10 protein-coding genes are annotated in these 16,963 nt (G+C 63.7%); 6 read left to right on the top strand and 4 right to left on the bottom strand.

Translation table 11 applies throughout. From position 1 onward, the window contains the following. The first annotated feature begins 30 nt into the window (after positions 1-30). Positions 31-837 carry an IclR family transcriptional regulator gene (locus tag BGI01S_RS04390; protein WP_042322762.1) on the top strand — a complete coding sequence of 269 codons (807 nt, stop codon included), beginning with the start codon at positions 31-33 and terminating at the stop codon, positions 835-837. A 102-nt stretch (positions 838-939) separates the two neighbouring features. Here BGI01S_RS04390 and pbpG read toward each other — a convergent pair whose 3' ends face one another. Then, positions 940-2,124, bottom strand: coding sequence for a D-alanyl-D-alanine endopeptidase (gene pbpG / locus BGI01S_RS04385; RefSeq protein WP_042322760.1), 1,185 nt, complete (start codon positions 2,122-2,124; stop codon positions 940-942). Positions 2,125-2,895: 771 nt separating this feature from the next. On the opposite strand from pbpG, the gene BGI01S_RS04380 reads away from it, so the two are divergent. After that, on the top strand, positions 2,896-3,468 hold the full coding sequence (locus BGI01S_RS04380; RefSeq protein ID WP_042322758.1) for a phasin family protein: 573 nt from the start codon (positions 2,896-2,898) through the stop codon (positions 3,466-3,468). 357 nt (positions 3,469-3,825) lie between these two features. Here BGI01S_RS04380 and lpdA read toward each other — a convergent pair whose 3' ends face one another. The 3 genes from lpdA to aceE all read right to left on the bottom strand — a co-directional run bounded on the left by lpdA (position 3,826) and on the right by aceE (position 10,313). After that, positions 3,826-5,619, bottom strand: coding sequence for a dihydrolipoyl dehydrogenase (gene lpdA / locus BGI01S_RS04375; RefSeq protein ID WP_042322755.1), 1,794 nt, complete (start codon positions 5,617-5,619; stop codon positions 3,826-3,828). 258 nt (positions 5,620-5,877) lie between these two features. Beyond that, positions 5,878-7,530: a dihydrolipoyllysine-residue acetyltransferase gene (gene aceF / locus BGI01S_RS04370; protein WP_042322752.1), complete on the bottom strand. Its 1,653-nt coding sequence runs from the start codon at positions 7,528-7,530 to the stop codon at positions 5,878-5,880. An 86-nt stretch (positions 7,531-7,616) separates the two neighbouring features. Further along, positions 7,617-10,313: a pyruvate dehydrogenase (acetyl-transferring), homodimeric type gene (gene aceE / locus BGI01S_RS04365; RefSeq protein ID WP_042322749.1), complete on the bottom strand. Its 2,697-nt coding sequence runs from the start codon at positions 10,311-10,313 to the stop codon at positions 7,617-7,619. Between the two features lie 275 nt (positions 10,314-10,588). Between aceE and fixL the strand changes: the two genes are divergently transcribed. The 4 genes from fixL (at position 10,589) to BGI01S_RS04345 (ending at position 16,576) form a co-directional block, all read left to right on the top strand. Continuing rightward, on the top strand, positions 10,589-13,105 hold the full coding sequence (fixL, locus tag BGI01S_RS04360) for an oxygen sensor histidine kinase FixL (RefSeq protein ID WP_042322746.1): 2,517 nt from the start codon (positions 10,589-10,591) through the stop codon (positions 13,103-13,105). Further along, on the top strand, positions 13,102-13,746 hold the full coding sequence (gene fixJ / locus BGI01S_RS04355) for an oxygen response regulator transcription factor FixJ (protein WP_042322743.1): 645 nt from the start codon (positions 13,102-13,104) through the stop codon (positions 13,744-13,746). Before fixL ends, fixJ begins: the two co-directional genes overlap by 4 nt. Positions 13,747-14,324: 578 nt before the next feature. After that, positions 14,325-15,635, top strand: coding sequence for a DUF3300 domain-containing protein (locus BGI01S_RS04350; protein WP_042322741.1), 1,311 nt, complete (start codon positions 14,325-14,327; stop codon positions 15,633-15,635). Positions 15,636-15,655: 20 nt separating this feature from the next. Continuing rightward, positions 15,656-16,576: a DUF2950 domain-containing protein gene (locus tag BGI01S_RS04345; protein WP_052400411.1), complete on the top strand. Its 921-nt coding sequence runs from the start codon at positions 15,656-15,658 to the stop codon at positions 16,574-16,576. The last annotated feature ends 387 nt before the right edge of the window (positions 16,577-16,963 follow it).

The following is a 16,963-nucleotide window of genomic DNA, read 5'->3' as shown; positions in this document are numbered from 1 at the left end:
CGCTGTTTGACGCGTCAACCGATTCCTCCCATGAGCGATACGAACCCGGATCCCAAAACTTCGATCCAGGTGATCGAACGCATGATGCGCCTGCTCGATGCACTCGCGGCGCATAGCGACCCGGTCAGCCTGAAAGAACTCGCCATCCGCACGGAGCTGCACCCGTCCACCGCGCACCGCATCCTGAACGACATGGTGATGTGCCGGCTGGTCGACCGGTCGGATCCCGGCACGTACCGCCTCGGTATGCGCCTGCTCGAGCTGGGCAATCTGGTGAAGGCGCGTCTGTCGGTCCGCGACGCGGCGCTCACGCCGATGCGCGAATTGCACCGGCAGACGGGCCAGACGGTGAACCTGTCGGTACGCCAGGGCGACGAGATCGTGTATATCGAACGCGCTTATTCGGAACGCTCCGGCATGCAGGTGGTGCGGGCCATCGGCGGGCGGGCTCCGTTGCATCTGACCTCGGTGGGCAAGCTGTTCCTCGCCGCCGACGAATCGACGCGCGTGCGCGCGTACGCCACGCGCACCGGCTTGTCGGGCCACACGCAGAACAGCATTACCGATCTGACCAAACTGGAGCGCGAGCTGTCGCACGTGCGTCAGCAAGCCTGCGCGCGCGATAACGAGGAGCTGGAACTGGGCGTGCGCTGCATCGCCGCCGGCATCTACGACGACACCGGCAAGCTGGTCGCCGGCCTGTCGCTTTCGGCGCCGGCCGACCGTCTGCAAGACTCGTGGCTCGGCCAGCTCAGCCAGACGGCGCTGATGATTTCCGAAGCGCTCGGCTACCGGCCGCAGGCACCGCACGATCATTCGCGCAGTCACCACGCGTAACAGAGCGCCGCTTCTGCCCGCCGCAATGAAAAAGCCTCGCATTCGCGAGGCTTTTTCATCACAGCCGGCGGGAAACCGGCCGCCGTCGTAACACGAAGCGCTTCAGGTGCCCGGACCGCCCGCGTCCGCGCTGGTGATGCGCGTCTGATCGCCACCGTTATCCAGCCACGTGCGCAGACGCGTGGCGTCCGCGAAACGCGAGTACTTGCCAGACGAATCGAGCAGCACCATGATCATCGGACGGCCGTGAATCGTCGCCTGCATCACGAGGCACTCGCCCGCTTCGTTGATGAACCCAGTCTTCTGCAGACCGATGTCCCACGTCGGGTTGCGCACCAGCGCATTGGTGCTGTTGTACGCGAGGTTACGCTTGCCGGTGTACACCTCGTAGCTGTGATCGGTCGAGAACCGGCGGATCAGCGGATACTGGTACGCCGCGTTGACCATCTTCACGAGGTCGCGCGCGCTCGACACGTTCTGGCTCGTCAAACCCGTCGGGTTTTCGAAGTGCGTGTCGGTCATGCCCAGTTGCTTCGCCTTCGCGTTCATCGCCGCGAGAAACGCCGGGCGCCCGCCCGGGAAATAGCGCGACAACGACGCGGCGGCACGGTTTTCCGAGGCCATCAGCGCGATGTGCAGCATGTCTTCACGCGAGAGCACCGAGCCCACCGACAGACGCGAGCCCGTGTTCTTCTCGTAGTCGCGGTCTTCGTCGGTGACTTCGATCTGGTCGGTCATCGGCGCTTTCGAGTCGAGCACCACCATCGCGGTCATCAGCTTGGTGATCGACGCGATCGGCACCACGGCGCGCGAGTTCTTGTCGAACAGCGACTCGCCGGAGTTCTGGTCGATCACGTACGCCACGCTCGAGCGCAGCATCAGCGCGTCCGGCGTTTCATGCAGGCCGAAAGCCTGGCCCACGGTCGGCTGACGCGGCTCGTACGCGACACGGCGCACCACCGAATGGTGACGGCCGTTGGACGTGAAGCTCACACGCTTACGCTTGGCCGAAGCACGCGGCGTATCGTCGTCCGCCGCGGCGACGGTTTTCGCCGCCGCGCCCTTGCCGGCTCTGGCCGGGGCCTTGGCGGCAACGGCAGCGGCGGCCGGCTTCTTCGCGGCTTTTGCGTGTTTGGAAGTTTTTGCACTTGCAGCAGACGTGGCGGCAAAAGTGCTGACAGGCGTGGCGAACGCCGCTGCGACGACCAGAGAGACGGCCACCGACAGAGCGGTGCTGCGGGCCGCGCCGTGGATCACTTTTAGCGACGAAAACATGTCGGTTTTCATGGGTGTTCGGTAGGGAGCGGCGAGAGGTTTCCGCAAGTGTAGTAAAACAACGAAAAATTAGCAATTTGAAGCACTTATAAGCGCTCCTTAAACCGGCTTGTAAGCTCCGATCGCAAAAACACAAATAAGTGCCGCGCTTCGATCGAAAAAAACGATCGCCAGCGCGCTGCGTCCCGCCTTTGCCGTCATCCGCCCGAACCGAGGGGATTCTTCGCAGCTTAACGGCAATTTCGAGACAACCTTGATCAGGGGAAATACGGTTAGGGCATCGGCAAGTACAGCGCCGTCGATGCGGCACGACGTCGTGACAGCCTCGCGTTCAGGTTCTTAAACGCCTGCTGGAGACCGCCAACGCGCATTCGACCGGCATGCAGCATTAACGTTCCGTGACAGTTTCTGGTTTACATCGAATCTTCCCGCACACAACTTTTATGAGACGCGGGACATTACCACCGCGCGCCTCGCGCCGCGATTGCCGCGCCAAAAAACCGCATCGAATTGGCATCGGAAGCAGCACCAGCAAGGTGCGGCGCCCCAATTCGTCCCGAGTCATACGAATGTCATGCTTACTGCATAAGGTATTGTTTTATCAGCATTTTCTTAAAATTGTGCGGCGCACAAAAAATGCTTGACATTCATTGTGGCCATCCTAAAATGGGAACCATTGCTGCGATGCACCATACGTCGCAGTCCGGGGAGACGAACTACTGCGTCTCACCACCCACCCCAATGCGGTCCGCACAGACAGACCGCAATCCAGGAGCGTAAACCATGACTCTGCTGACCCCTGAGCAATTCGCCGCAGCCCAGAAAGCCAACTTTGAAACGCTGTTCGGCCTGACGACCAAAGCATTTGAAGGCGTCGAAAAGCTGGTTGAGCTGAACCTGCAAGTCGTCAAGTCGACGCTCGCGGAAAGCCAGGAAAATGCCCAACGCGCGCTGTCGGTGAAGGACGCGCAGGAACTGCTGGCGCTGCAAGCGAGCCTCGCGCAGCCGGTGGCCGAAAAGGCGCTGTCGTACGGCCGTCACGTATATGAAATCGTTTCGGCAACGCAAGGTGAATTCACCCGCGTCGCCGAAGCGCAGTTCGAAGAGCAAAACCGCAAGGTGCAATCGCTCGTCGAAAACGTTGCGAAGAACGCACCGGCCGGTTCGGAAACCGCCGTCGCCGTGATGAAGTCGGCCATCACCGCCGCCAACACCACGTACGAAACGGTCCACAAGGCAACCAAGCAAGCCGTCGAAATCGCCGAAAGCAACTTCAATGCAGCCGCTACGGCCGCGTCGAAGGCGGCTTCGCAAGCCGCTGCGCAAGCATCGCGCTCGGCCAAGAAGCCAGTCTAAGCTTCCTTCCGGTAGTTTTTTAAGGCAAGACCTCACGCCGGCACAGTGCGAACTGTGCCGGCGTTATCGTAAGCAACAGCGTCGTGCCGTTGCCGCTCACACGGTTTCATTGGCCGAACGCTCCGATACGTTGAACAGCGTATCGTTTGCCCGGCGACCAGCCGGGATTTTTTTGCCGGCTGGCTGATGCAGACGAGCATGCGCAAACTGCCGCCTTCGGCGTCGTGTGTTGTTGCCGCACCGCGAACGCCTTGCCCAGTTCTCTTGCGTAATGAAAAACGGCGCGCCCTTCACAGGACGCGCCGTTTTTCTTTGCCCATTCGCACCCGCCCGCATGCGGACGGGTTCCAGAGCGCCTTACTTCTTTTTCTGCGGCGGCAAGTCGGTGCAGACGCCTTCGTACAGCTCGGCGGCCATGCCGATCGATTCGCCGAGCGTCGGATGCGGATGGATCGTCTTGCCGATATCCGTTGCATCCGCGCCCATCTCGACGGCGAGACAGACTTCGCTGATCAGGTCGCCCGCGTTCAGGCCGACGATGCCGCCGCCGATCACGCGATGCGTTTCCTCGTCGAACAGCAGCTTCGTGAAGCCTTCGTCGCGGCCATTGGCGATCGCCCGGCCGGAAGCGGCCCACGGGAACACCGCCTTGCCGTACTTGACGCCTTCGGCCTTCAACTGGTCTTCGGTCTTGCCGGCCCACGCCACTTCCGGATCGGTGTAGGCCACCGACGGAATCTGCAGCGCGTCGAAGTATGCCTTCTCGCCATGCGCGGCTTCCGCTGCGACGTGGCCTTCGTGCACCGCCTTGTGCGCGAGCATCGGCTGACCGACGATATCGCCGATCGCGAAGATGTGCGGCACATTGGTGCGCATCTGCTTGTCGACGTCGATGAAGCCGCGCTCCGTCACCGCAACGCCGGCCTTGTCCGCGCCGATCTTCTTGCCATTCGGCGAACGGCCGACAGCGACCAGCACGAGGTCATAACGCTGCGCTTCGGCCGGGGCCTTCTCGCCTTCGAACGACACGTAGATGCCGTCGTCTTTCGCTTCGGCCGCGGTGGTCTTGGTCTTCAGCATGACGTTCGCGAAACGCTTGCTGTTGTACTTCTCCCAGACCTTGACCAGATCGCGGTCCGCGCCGGCCATCAGACCGTCGAGCATTTCGACCACGTCGATCTTCGCGCCGAGCGTCGCGTACACCGTCGCCATTTCCAGGCCGATGATGCCGCCGCCGATCACCAGCATGCGTTGCGGAATCTGCCGCAGTTCGAGCGCGCCGGTCGAATCGACCACACGCGGGTCTTCCGGAATGAACGGCAGCTTCACCGCTTCCGAGCCCGCGGCGATGATCGCCTGCTTGAACTTGACGACCTTCTTGCCGCCTTCGGTCTGCACTTCCATGTGATTCGGGTCGACGAACGCGCCGGTGCCCGTCACTACTTCGACCTTGCGCGCCTTGGCCATGCCGGCGAGACCGCCGGTCAGCTTCTTGACGACGCCGGACTTGAAGTCACGCAGCTTGTCCAGATCGATCTGCGGCTTGGCGAACGTGATGCCGTGCGCGCCGAGCGCTTCGGCTTCGTCGATCACCAGCGCCGTATGCAGCAGCGCTTTCGACGGAATGCAGCCGACGTTCAGACACACGCCGCCGAGCGTCGAGTAACGCTCGACCAGCACCGTCTTCATGCCCAGGTCAGCCGAGCGGAACGCTGCCGAATAGCCGCCGGGGCCCGAACCGAGCACGAGCATGTCGCATTCGATGTCGGCGCTGCCGGAGAAGCTGCCCGCTTGCGGCGCGGGAGCCGCGGCCTTGGGCGCAGCAGCGGGAGCGGGAGCCGGAGCCGGAGCAGCCGCTTTTTCGGGCTCCCTGGCCGCGGCCGTCGGTGCATCTTTAGCAGGCGCCGCTTCACCGGACGTTTCGACGAGCGCGACCACCGTGCCCTGCGAGACCTTTTCACCGGCTTTGACGCGGACTTCCTTGACGGTGCCGGCGACATCGCTCGGCACTTCCATGGAAGCCTTATCGGATTCGAGCGTCAGCAGCGACTGCTCTTTTTCGATCGCATCGCCCGGCTTGATATTGACTTCGATGACATCGACGTCCTTGAAGTCACCGATATCCGGCACTTTTACTTCGACGAGACTCATGGTGTCCCCTTCTCTTGTTGATCGTGATGAGCGAAGAACCCGCGCCTGTCGGCGCAAAAAGCTGGCAGCGCGACGGACGGAATCATCCTTTGCTGTCCGCTGAGGAACGCGCCTTCTTTTGCCTACTTTTCTTTGGCAAGGCAGAGAAAAGTAGGTGCCGCCCCGCACAGGGGCGACGCCAATAGACCGACATGAAAGCAGGTTCTACAGAGAGACGCGGATCACAGACAAGCAACCCGCGCTCTGCGCAACATCACATCAAAGAATCACACGCCGGAAATCGGCAAGAATCGAACCCAGATAGGCATTGAAGCGCGCCGCCTCGGCACCATCGATCACACGATGGTCATACGACAGCGACAGCGGCAACATCAGCTTCGGCACGAACTGCTTACCGTCCCAAACCGGCTTCATCGCACCGCGCGACAGACCGAGAATAGCGACTTCAGGCGCGTTGATGATCGGCGTGAAATGCGTGCCGCCAATGCCGCCCAGCGACGAGATGGAGAAGCAGCCGCCTTGCATCTGGTCCGGCTTCAGCTTGCCTTCGCGCGCGGCCTTCGACAGATCCGTCATTTCCTTCGCGATCTCGACGAGGCCCTTCTTGTCCGCGTCGCGAATCACCGGAACAACGAGACCGTTCGGCGTATCCGCGGCAAAACCTACGTGGTAGTACTGCTTGAACACGAGGTTGTCGCCGTCGAGGCTTGCGTTGAACGTCGGGAATTTCTTCAGAGCCGACACCACGGCCTTGATCACGAACGCCAGCATCGTGATCTTCACGCCGGACTTTTCGTTTTCCTTGTTCAACTGCACGCGCAGCGCTTCGAGTTCGGTGATGTCCGCTTCGTCGTTGTTCGTGACGTGCGGAATCATGACCCAGTTGCGATGCAGGTTCGCGCCCGAGATCTTCTTGATGCGCGACAGCGGCTTCGGATCGATCGGACCGAACTTCGTGAAGTCGACCTTCGGCCACGGCAGCAGATTCAGCTCGCCGCCGCCTGCGGCTGCGGGCGCCGCACCGGCCGGAGCCGCGCGCTGGCCGGTCATCACACCCTTGATAAAGGCGGTGACATCGGCTTGCGTAATGCGGCCCTTCGGACCCGTACCCTTCACCTGCGTCACGTCGACGCCGAGTTCGCGCGCGAACTTGCGCACCGACGGCGACGCGTGGCTCGCGTGGCGCGTGCCGCCCTCGCCTGCCGGAATCAGCGGCGCTTGCGCGAGCGCGGACGGCGTAGCCGGAGCCGGCGACGGCGCAACCGGTGCATCGGACGGTTTCTCGACGGGAGCCTGCTTCGCGGCCGGTGCAGGAGCCGGCGCGGCTGCGCCGCCTTCGGCTTCCACCACGACGATCACCGAGCCTTCCGACACGTTGTCGCCGACCTTGACCTTCACTTCCTTGACGACGCCGGCGGCCGAGCTCGGCACGTCCATCGTCGCCTTATCGGATTCGAGCGTCACGAGCGACTGCTCTTTCTCGACGCGATCGCCGACCTTCACCGCGATTTCGATCACGGGGATGTCTTTGTAGTCGCCGATATCCGGTACTTTGACTTCCTGCAGACCGCCGCCGCTTGCAGCAGGCGCAGCGGCCGGGGCCGGGGCGGGCGCAGGTGCAGCAGCAGGCGCCGGTGCAGCAGCCGGCGCTCCAGCCGCCGCGCCGCCTTCAGCGCCTTCCAGCACGACGATCAGCGAACCTTCCGACACGTTGTCGCCGACCTTGACCTTCACTTCCTTGACGACGCCGGCGGCCGAGCTCGGCACGTCCATGGTCGCCTTGTCGGATTCCAGCGTAACGAGCGATTGCTCTTTCTCGACGGTATCACCCGCCTTCACCAGCACCTCGATCACAGGGATGTCCTTGTAATCGCCGATGTCCGGCACCTTGACTTCGATCGCTTGACTCATTGTTAGTGTCTCCTGGGCCGCGCACGCGGCCTGCCTCTGTCGATCAGAAGCAGGCGCGCACGCCTTGGCACACGGGGAATGATGCCTTAGACGGTCATCGGGTTGGGTTTGGCGGGATCAAGGTTGTACTTCTTGAGCGCCTCGGCGACCACCTTGCGTTCGATCGTGCCTTCGTCCGCCAGCGCGTTCAGCGCGGCGACCGTGACCCAGTAGCGATCGACTTCGAAGAAGTGACGCAGCTTTTCGCGCGTGTCCGAACGGCCGTAGCCATCCGTGCCCAGCACGACGAACTTCTGCGGCACGAACGCGCGGATCTGCTCGGTCAGCGCACGCACGTAGTCGGTCGATGCGATGACCGGACCCGGCGCGTCCTTCAGCAGCTTCTCGACGTGCGACAGCTTCTTCTCTTCGGTCGGGTGCAGCAGGTTCCAGCGCTGGACTTCGTGACCTTCGCGCGCGAGTTCGGTGAAGCTCGGCACGCTCCACAGGTCGGCGGCGACGCCCCAGTCGTTCTTCAGCAGGTCGGCGGCGGCGATCACTTCGTTGAAGATCGTGCCCGCACCCATCAGCTGAACGCGCGGCGCCTTCTTGTCGGCTTCGGCTTTGCGGAACGAGTACATGCCCTTGATGATGTCGGCCGCTACTGCGTCGCCCTGCGGAATCGCCGGGTGCTCGTAGTTTTCGTTCATCACCGTGATGTAGTAATACACGTCTTCCTGGTCAGCCACCATGCGACGCAGACCGTCCTGCATGATGACCGCGAGTTCGTAACCGAACGTCGGGTCGTAACTGATGCAGTTCGGCACCGAAGCGGCCCACAGCAGCGAGTGGCCGTCTTCGTGTTGCAGACCTTCGCCGTTCAGCGTCGTGCGGCCCGCGGTGCCGCCCAGCAGGAAGCCGCGCGAGCGCATGTCGCCCGCCGCCCATGCGAGGTCGCCGATCCGCTGGAAACCGAACATCGAATAGAAGATGTAGAACGGGATCATGATCTCGCCGTGCGTCGAGTACGACGTCGCGGCTGCGATCCAGTCGGCCATGCCGCCGGCTTCGTTGATGCCTTCCTGCAAAATCTGACCGCTTTCCGACTCGCGGTAGAACATCAGCTGGTCGGAATCTTCCGGCACGTACTTCTGGCCCTCCTGATTCCAGATACCGATCTGACGGAACAGACCTTCCATACCGAAGGTACGCGACTCGTCCGGCACGATCGGCACGATGCGCTTGCCGAGTGCCTTGTCCTTCAACAGAATGTTCAGGATCCGCACGAACGCCATCGTCGTGGAGATCTCGCGGCCTTCGCCCGTGCCCTTCAGCAGCGGCTCGAATGCCGACAGTTCCGGCACCGGCAGCGAGTCCGCCTTCTGACGACGCGCCGGCAGATAACCGCCGAGGTCCTGACGGCGAGCGCGCATGTACTCGAGTTCTTTCGAACCCTCTTCGAACTTGAGATACGGCACGTTGACGAGGTCTTCGTCGGCGATCGGCAGACGGAACTGGTCGCGGAATTTCTTCAGCTGCTCCACCTGCATCTTCTTCTGCTGGTGGGTGATGTTCATCGCCTGACCAGCTTCGCCCATCCCGTAGCCCTTGATCGTCTTCGCGAGGATGACGGTCGGCTGGCCCTTCGAATTCGATGCTTCCTGGAACGCTGCGTAGATCTTGTGCGGATCGTGGCCGCCGCGATTCAGATTCCAGATGTCCTCGTCGGACCATTCGGCGACCAGCGCCTTCAGTTCCGGCGTGTTGAAGAAGTGCTCGCGAACATACGCGCCCGACTCCGACTTGTACGTCTGGTATTCGCCGTCGACGACTTCCATCATGCGGCGCATCAGCGCGCCCGACTTGTCGCGTTGGAACAGCGCATCCCAGCGGCTGCCCCAGATCACCTTGATGACGTTCCAGCCCGCGCCGCGGAATTCGCTTTCGAGTTCCTGGATGATCTTGCCGTTACCGCGCACCGGGCCGTCGAGGCGCTGCAGGTTGCAGTTGATCACGAACACGAGGTTGTCGAGGCGTTCGCGGCCAGCCATGCCGATCGCACCGAGCGATTCCGGCTCGTCCGTTTCGCCGTCGCCGAGGAAGGCCCAGACCTTGCGGCCTTCTGTCTTCGTGATGCCGCGCGCCTGCATGTACTTCATGAAGCGCGCCTGGTAAATCGCCATGATCGGGCCGAGGCCCATCGACACGGTCGGGAACTGCCAGAAGTCCGGCATCAGCCACGGGTGCGGGTACGACGAGATGCCCTCGCCGCCCACTTCCTGACGGAAGTTGTCGAGCTGGTTTTCGGTCAGGCGGCCGAGCAGGAACGCGCGCGAGTAGACGCCCGGCGACGAGTGGCCCTGCACGAACACGAGATCGCCGCCATGCTCGGCGGACGGCGCGTGCCAGAAGTGGTTGTAGCCGACGTCGTACAGCGTGGCCGCCGAGGCGAACGACGCGATGTGGCCGCCGACGTTCGTTTCCTTGCCCGCGCGCAGCACCATTGCGATGGCGTTCCAGCGCGTGTATGAGCGGATGCGGTGTTCGAGGTCCTGGTCACCGGGGATCTTCGCCTGGCGCGCGACCGGAATCGTGTTGATGTACGGGGTGTTGGCCGAGAACGGCAGATGTTCGCCGTGCACGCGCGCGAATTCGATCTGTTTCTCGATCAGGTAGTGGGCGCGGTCTGGGCCCACAGCAGAAATCACGCCATCCAGCGCTTCAAGCCATTCGCCGGTTTCCTGGGGATCGTCGTCTTTTTCAGCGGCGACATATTTCATGACTTCGTCGGGTACAGCGGACATGCTCGTCTCCTGGATATAGAGGAACGCTCTTTGAACAGACGACGCGGACGAAGCACGGCCGCGGCAGCTTCGGCCGATTGTAATAAGGGTCCCGACGTCCGTGCAACAAAATTTTCGAATTGCGAGATGAATTCTCATAATGCGGAAAATTGCTGCGGCGCAACCTGATTTGACTGCCGATCGACGGATACGTCGGCTAGTTTGCGCCGATTAACGGTACTTTCCGCGCTTTTTTGCGCCTTTTGTCAGTCACGCGCTGCGCTACAATGCCACGCATGTTGACCGAACGGCTTTTCGCTCGCTCGGCGCGTACCGCCGGTTCGCCGAGCGATTCGACGCCGTCCTCCCGCTGGCACCATGGACCATGGTGGTCGAATTCCTATTTGCTGACGCCGCTCCTGTCGATCCTGGTTTTTTTGGTCGTCATGAGCCTGATTCTGTGGAGCCTGAACCGGCGCGAACAGCAGCAGCAGGAAGACACGCTTTACCGTAACGTCGCGTGGGCGCAGCAGCAGATCCGCCTGTCGATGACCGGCGCGCAGGAGCAGATTCAGGCGCTCGCGCGCGATCTGGCCGCCGGCCACGCCGACCCGCATTCGTTCCAGGTGTCCACCACGGACATCATGCAGGGGCATCCCGAGATCCTCTACATGAACTGGTACACCAGCGCGCAGCAGCCGCGCTGGCCCAATACCGCGCTGCCCGTGTTCGGCCAGCGGCTCGCGCGGCCCAACGACGCGCAGATGGACGAAGCGGTCAAGGCCGCCTTTACCGAAGCGCGCGACACGCGCCGCCAGGTCTATTCGCCGCTGATCTACGACGATCTCGGCAACGGCTACATCACGCTGCAGACGCCGGTGTTCCGTGACCGCGAGTTCCTCGGCGCGATCGCCGCGGTGTTCTCGGTCGAAGGCATTCTGAAGCGCGACATTCCGCCCGAGTTGTCGGCCAAATACAAGATTTCGATCATCGACGTGAACAACCGCGAGTTGACCACCACGTCGACCCGCCCGCGCCTGCCGCGCGACATGTTCTACGACCTGCCGCTCGATCCGCCGGGCCAGGGCATCTCGGTGCGCGTGTACGCGTTCCCGCAGATGACCAACTTCACCAACAACACGCTGGTGTGGCTGGTGGCGGGCCTGTCGTGCTTCGTGCTGTGGAGCCTGTGGAGTCTGTGGAAGCACACGCGGCAGCGCTTCGAGGCACAACAGGCGTTGTACGCGGAAGCGTTCTTCCGCCGCGCGATGGAAAACTCGGTGCTGATCGGCATGCGCGTGCTCGACATGCACGGCCGTATCACCCACGTGAACCCGGCGTTCTGCCGGATGACCGGCTGGGACGAAAGCGATCTGGTCGGCAAGAACGCGCCGTTCGCGTACTGGCCGCGCGACGCCTATCCCGAGATGCAGCGCCAGCTCGATATGACGCTGCGGGGCAAGGCGCCGTCGTCGGGCTTCGAATTGCGGGTGCGCAGGAAGGACGGCTCGCTGTTTCACGCGCGCCTTTACGTGTCGCCACTGATCGACAGCTCGGGCCGCCAGACCGGCTGGATGTCGTCGATGACCGACATCACCGAACCGAAACGCGCGCGCGAAGAACTCGCCGCCGCCCACGAACGCTTCACCACCGTGCTGGAAAGCCTCGACGCCGCGGTGTCCGTGCTGGCCGCCGACGAAGCCGAACTGCTGTTCGCCAATCGCTACTACCGGCACCTGTTCGGCATCCGCCCGGACGGCCATCTGGAATTGGCGGGCGGCGGGTTCGATAGCGCACAGGCGTCGTCCGATTCGATCGATATGGTGGACACCTACGCCGGCCTGCCCGCCGCCGCGTTGACCGAAAGTACCGCCGATGCGCAGGAAATCTACGTGCAAAGCATCCAGAAGTGGTTCGAAGTACGCCGTCAGTACATCCAGTGGGTGGACGGCCACCTCGCGCAGATGCAGATCGCGACCGACATCACCACCCGCAAACGCGCGCAGGAACTGGCGCGCCAGCAGGACGAAAAGCTGCAGTTCACGAGCCGTCTGATGACGATGGGCGAGATGGCCTCGTCGCTCGCGCACGAACTCAATCAGCCGCTCGCCGCGATCAACAACTATTGCTCCGGCACCGTCGCGCTGGTTAAATCCGGTCGCACGACGCCCGACAATCTGCTTCCCGTGCTCGAAAAGACCGCCCAGCAGGCGGTGCGCGCCGGCATGATCATCAAGCGTATCCGCGAGTTCGTGAAGCGCAGCGAGCCGAAGCGCCAGGCCACGCGTGTCGCCGACATCGTCGCGGACGCGGTGGGTCTCGCCGAACTCGAAGCGAGGAAGCGCCGCATCCGCATCGTCACCGATCTGCGCTCGCGCCTGCCGGTGATCTACGTCGACCCGGTGCTGATCGAGCAGGTGCTGGTCAACCTGCTGAAGAACGGCGCCGAAGCGATGGCCGAAGCGCGCCCGAATGCGGTCGATCCGGTGATCCGCGTGGTCGTGCGGCTGGAAAGCGGCTTTGTCTGCATCAGCGTCGTCGACCAGGGACCGGGCGTCGACGAAGCGACCGCCGAGCGGCTGTTCGAACCGTTTTACAGCACCAAGTCCGATGGTATGGGCATGGGGCTGAACATTTGCCGTTCGATTATCGAATCGCACCGCGGCCGTCTGTGGGTGGTCAACAACGTCGAGTCCGACGGCCACATCACAGGCGCCACGTTCCATTGCAGTCTGCCTATTGGAGAGCCTGACGGCCCGAGCAACGGCGGGTCAGAGGCGCCGACACCACAAACCGTTACGGGAGAGCTATGAACAGCCCAGTCACCACACAGGAAACTGTCTTTGTCGTCGACGACGACGAGGCCGTGCGAGATTCGCTGCGCTGGCTGCTGGAGGCGAACGGCTACCGCGTGCAATGCTTCTCCAGCGCCGAGCAGTTCATCGACGCATGGCAGCCGCATCAGCATCCGGGCCAGATCGCATGCCTGATCCTCGATGTGCGGATGTCCGGCATGAGCGGACTCGAGTTGCAGGAACGCCTGATCGCCGACAATGCGTCGCTGCCGATCATCTTCGTGACGGGCCACGGCGATGTGCCGATGGCGGTGTCGACGATGAAAAAAGGCGCGATGGACTTCATCGAGAAGCCGTTCGACGAAGCCGAGTTGCGCAAGCTGGTCGAGCGCATGCTCGACAAGGCGCGCAGCGAAAGCACCAGCGTGCAGCAGCAGCGCGCCGCCGCCGAGCGTCTGGGCAAGCTGACCGCGCGTGAGCATCAGGTGCTCGAACGCATCATCGCGGGCCGCCTGAACAAGCAGATCGCCGACGACCTCGGCATCAGCATCAAGACGGTCGAGGCGCATCGCGCGAACATCATGGAAAAGCTGAACGTCAATACGGTCGCCGATCTGCTGCGACTGGCGCTGTCGAACAAGCCGCAAGCCGCGCAATAACTGCAACCGGCGGCCTTCCCCGCAAAAAGCTATCGAGTGCCAACGGCCGGACTGCAGAAGGAGTCCGGCCCGGCGCGGCTCCATCTCCCGTGCTCCCGGCGCGCGTCGTCCGGCGCCTGCACCCTCTCTGCTTCTCCTCTCGCGTCTTCGACACGCAATGCCGAGCGCCGCATGCGGCCCGGCAATTGCTCACCTGGCTCACCGCCGGCTCGGCCCGTCTGAAGCCGGGCCGCTTTCGTCCGATTTGATTGACAAGCCCCGCTACGCCCCCTAATTTATACGGAACTCCTTAGCGGGAATCGCTGATGCGCGATCAATGCGGGCATGACGTGCGGCACCTGTCGCACACCGTTTCGCGAAACGCCACCAGCGGATCGCGCGGCTCGAACGTCGCGCGCACCGCGTCGCTGCCGCATCGCGATCGCATCTGTTCCGCGCAGTCTCAGTCCGTTCGCTGCTCCGCCTGTCTGCCTGTCCGCCTCGCCGCCTGTGCCTGCCCTGATTCCGACGTGATGCATCGTCGCCGCGCATGCCGCGCGTCGACCTGTCGCGTGTAACCCGACCGGGAGGATGTCATTGTGAAACGATCCGGAGCACACCGCTCGCGCGCGTGGCTGATTTGCGCGGCCCTTGCCGGGACGCCCCTCGGCGCCGGCCTCGTGATGCCAGGCATCGTGTACGCGCAAAGCGCCGCGAAAATCTCGAACCAGCAACTCGATTCGTTGACGGCCTCGATCGCGCTGTATCCTGACGCGCTGCTCGCCCAGGTGCTGATGGCCGCCACCTTCCCGCAGGACGTGCAGGCCGCCGCGGCCTGGTCCAAAGCGAACTCGAAGCTGCAAGGTGACGATGCGGTGAAGGCGGTCGCCGGCGAGCCGTGGGACCCGAGCGTGCAATCGCTGGTCGCCTTCCCTCAGGTGCTCGCGACGATGTCCGCGAAACCCGACTGGGTCTCGCAACTCGGCAGCGCCTTTCTCGCCCAGCCCAACGACGTGATGGACTCCGTGCAACGCCTGCGCAAGCAGGCGCAGGCGGCCGGCAATCTGAAGACGAGCGAACAGCAGAAGGTCGTGGTCGAACAGAGCACGATCCAGATCGTGCCGGCCAATCCGCAGGTCGTCTATGTGCCGACCTACAACCCGACGGTGGTCTACGGCACGTGGCCCTATCCCGCCTATCCGCCCGTGTATGTGCCACCGCCGCCCGGTTATGCGGTCGCGAGCGGACTCGCCGCGGGGCTGGCGTTCGGCGCCGGCGTCGCCGTGGCGAACTCGCTGTGGGGCGGCTTCAACTGGAATACGCACGACGTCAACGTCAACGTGAACCGGTACAACAACATCAACGTGAACAACCGCATCGACGCTAACGGTGGCACGACGAACTGGAATCGCAACGCCAACGTCAACCGCAACAACGTCAACCGCAGCGACGTCAACAACAACCTGGGCGCCGCGCAACGCGACGCGTATCGCGGCCGCGACGACGCGCGCGCTCAGGCGCAGCAGACCCTCCAGCAGCGCACCGGCCAGCAGATGGGCGGCAACGCGAGTCAGCGCGTGCAAGGGATTCATCAGGGCGGCGTCGCAAATCAGAATCTGCAGAACCGCGCGCAGAACGCCAATCGCGACAACGCGCTGCGCGGCGCCGGCGACGGCAATGCCGCGCGGCTCGATGCCCAGCGCGGCGCGGCGAGCCGCGCCAATCTGGCGAGCGGTGGCCAGCATGCGGGCGGCGGATTCGGCGAGCGCGGCGGCGGCGAGGCGTACCACGGCGGCGGATTCGGCGAGCATGGCGGCGGCGTCCAGCGGGGCGGCGGCGGAATTGGCGGTGGTGGTGGAGGCGGAAGACTCGGCGGCGGTGGCGCGGGTCACATGGGCCACCGCCGTTGAACATTCATGAGGAGACTCGGATGATCCGCTTACTCTCACGGCGCGCGCTGCCTGCGTGCGTTCGGGCACTGGCCGCCGTCGGCGGCCTCGGCGCGCTGCTGGCGGTCGCGAGCGCGGCCCATGCGCAAGCCGTCTACCCCAGCGCCGACGCGGCCGCCAACGCTTTCGTCGACGCGGTCGCCAGCAACGACGACCGCGCGCTCAGGCATGTGCTCGGCAACGATTTTCGCCGCTTCATCCCGACCGCGGACATCGGCGAGGACGACATCTACCAGTTCCTCGGCGCGTGGTCGAAGGGACACCAGATCGTCGAGACGCCGGCCAGCGATGGCGGACGCGCGACCGCGCATCTGGCGGTCGGCGACAGCGGCTGGACCGTGCCGATTCCGCTCGTGCAAACGGCGCAGGGCTGGCGTTTCGATCCGCCCGCCGCGCGCAACGAGATGCTGACGCGCCGCATCGGTCGCAACGAACGCGCGGCGATTCTGACGTCGCTCGCGTATGTCGACGCGCAGAACGATTACCACAACGTGGCGAAGCACTACGCACAACGCTTCGTCAGCACGCCGGGCCAGCGCGACGGCCTGTACTGGCCGACCGCGCCCGGCGAAGCCGAGAGCCCGCTCGGGCCGCTCGCCGCGACGATGCCCAGTCACACGCTGCCGACGGAGGCCTATCACGGCTATCACTACCGGATCCTGACCGCGCAAGGGCCGCACGCGAAAGGCGGCGCGCAGAACTACATCGAGAACGGCGTGCTGGACGGCGGCTTCGGGCTGATCGCATCGCCGGCCGAGTATGGGAAAACCGGGGTGATGAGCTTCGTCGTCAATCAGGACGGTCAGGTGTATCAGAAGAACCTCGGGCCGCAGACGGCGCGCGCGGCGGCGGCGCTCAAGTCGTTCGACCCGGGTGACGGGTGGCAGGCTGTACAACCGTGACGCGGGTGTGATCGGCGAGGGGTTGTGGCCGGTTGCGAGGCTATCCGCGATGCTCGCTGGGGGCTTCGTCTCGACCGTCGCGGCGCGCTCATGTTCGTGGCGGTCTGAAGCCATTCGTCCATGGTGAATCAGTCAGGGCTTCGGTGCGCACTTCGGGCCCGTCACGTAAACCATCGCGGTCCGGGGGGCGGCGGCGATAGTCTTCGTGGCGGCCTGTAACCGCTTCGCCCTTGGCAACTCAGTCAAGGCTTCAGCGAAACTTCGTCCCGCAGGCAAAGCCGCTATGGCCCGTGCGCAACCCGCCTTCGCGACCCCGAATCCGTACGCGGCGCACGACCCGGCGCCGGTATAATGTCGGACTTCGCAGCCGCGCCTATCGCCGATTCG

This window comes from Paraburkholderia ginsengisoli NBRC 100965 (assembly GCF_000739735.1).
GTDB classification, from domain to species: Bacteria; Pseudomonadota; Gammaproteobacteria; order Burkholderiales; family Burkholderiaceae; genus Paraburkholderia; species Paraburkholderia ginsengisoli.
This window is presented reverse-complemented; position numbering and strand designations above follow the sequence as displayed.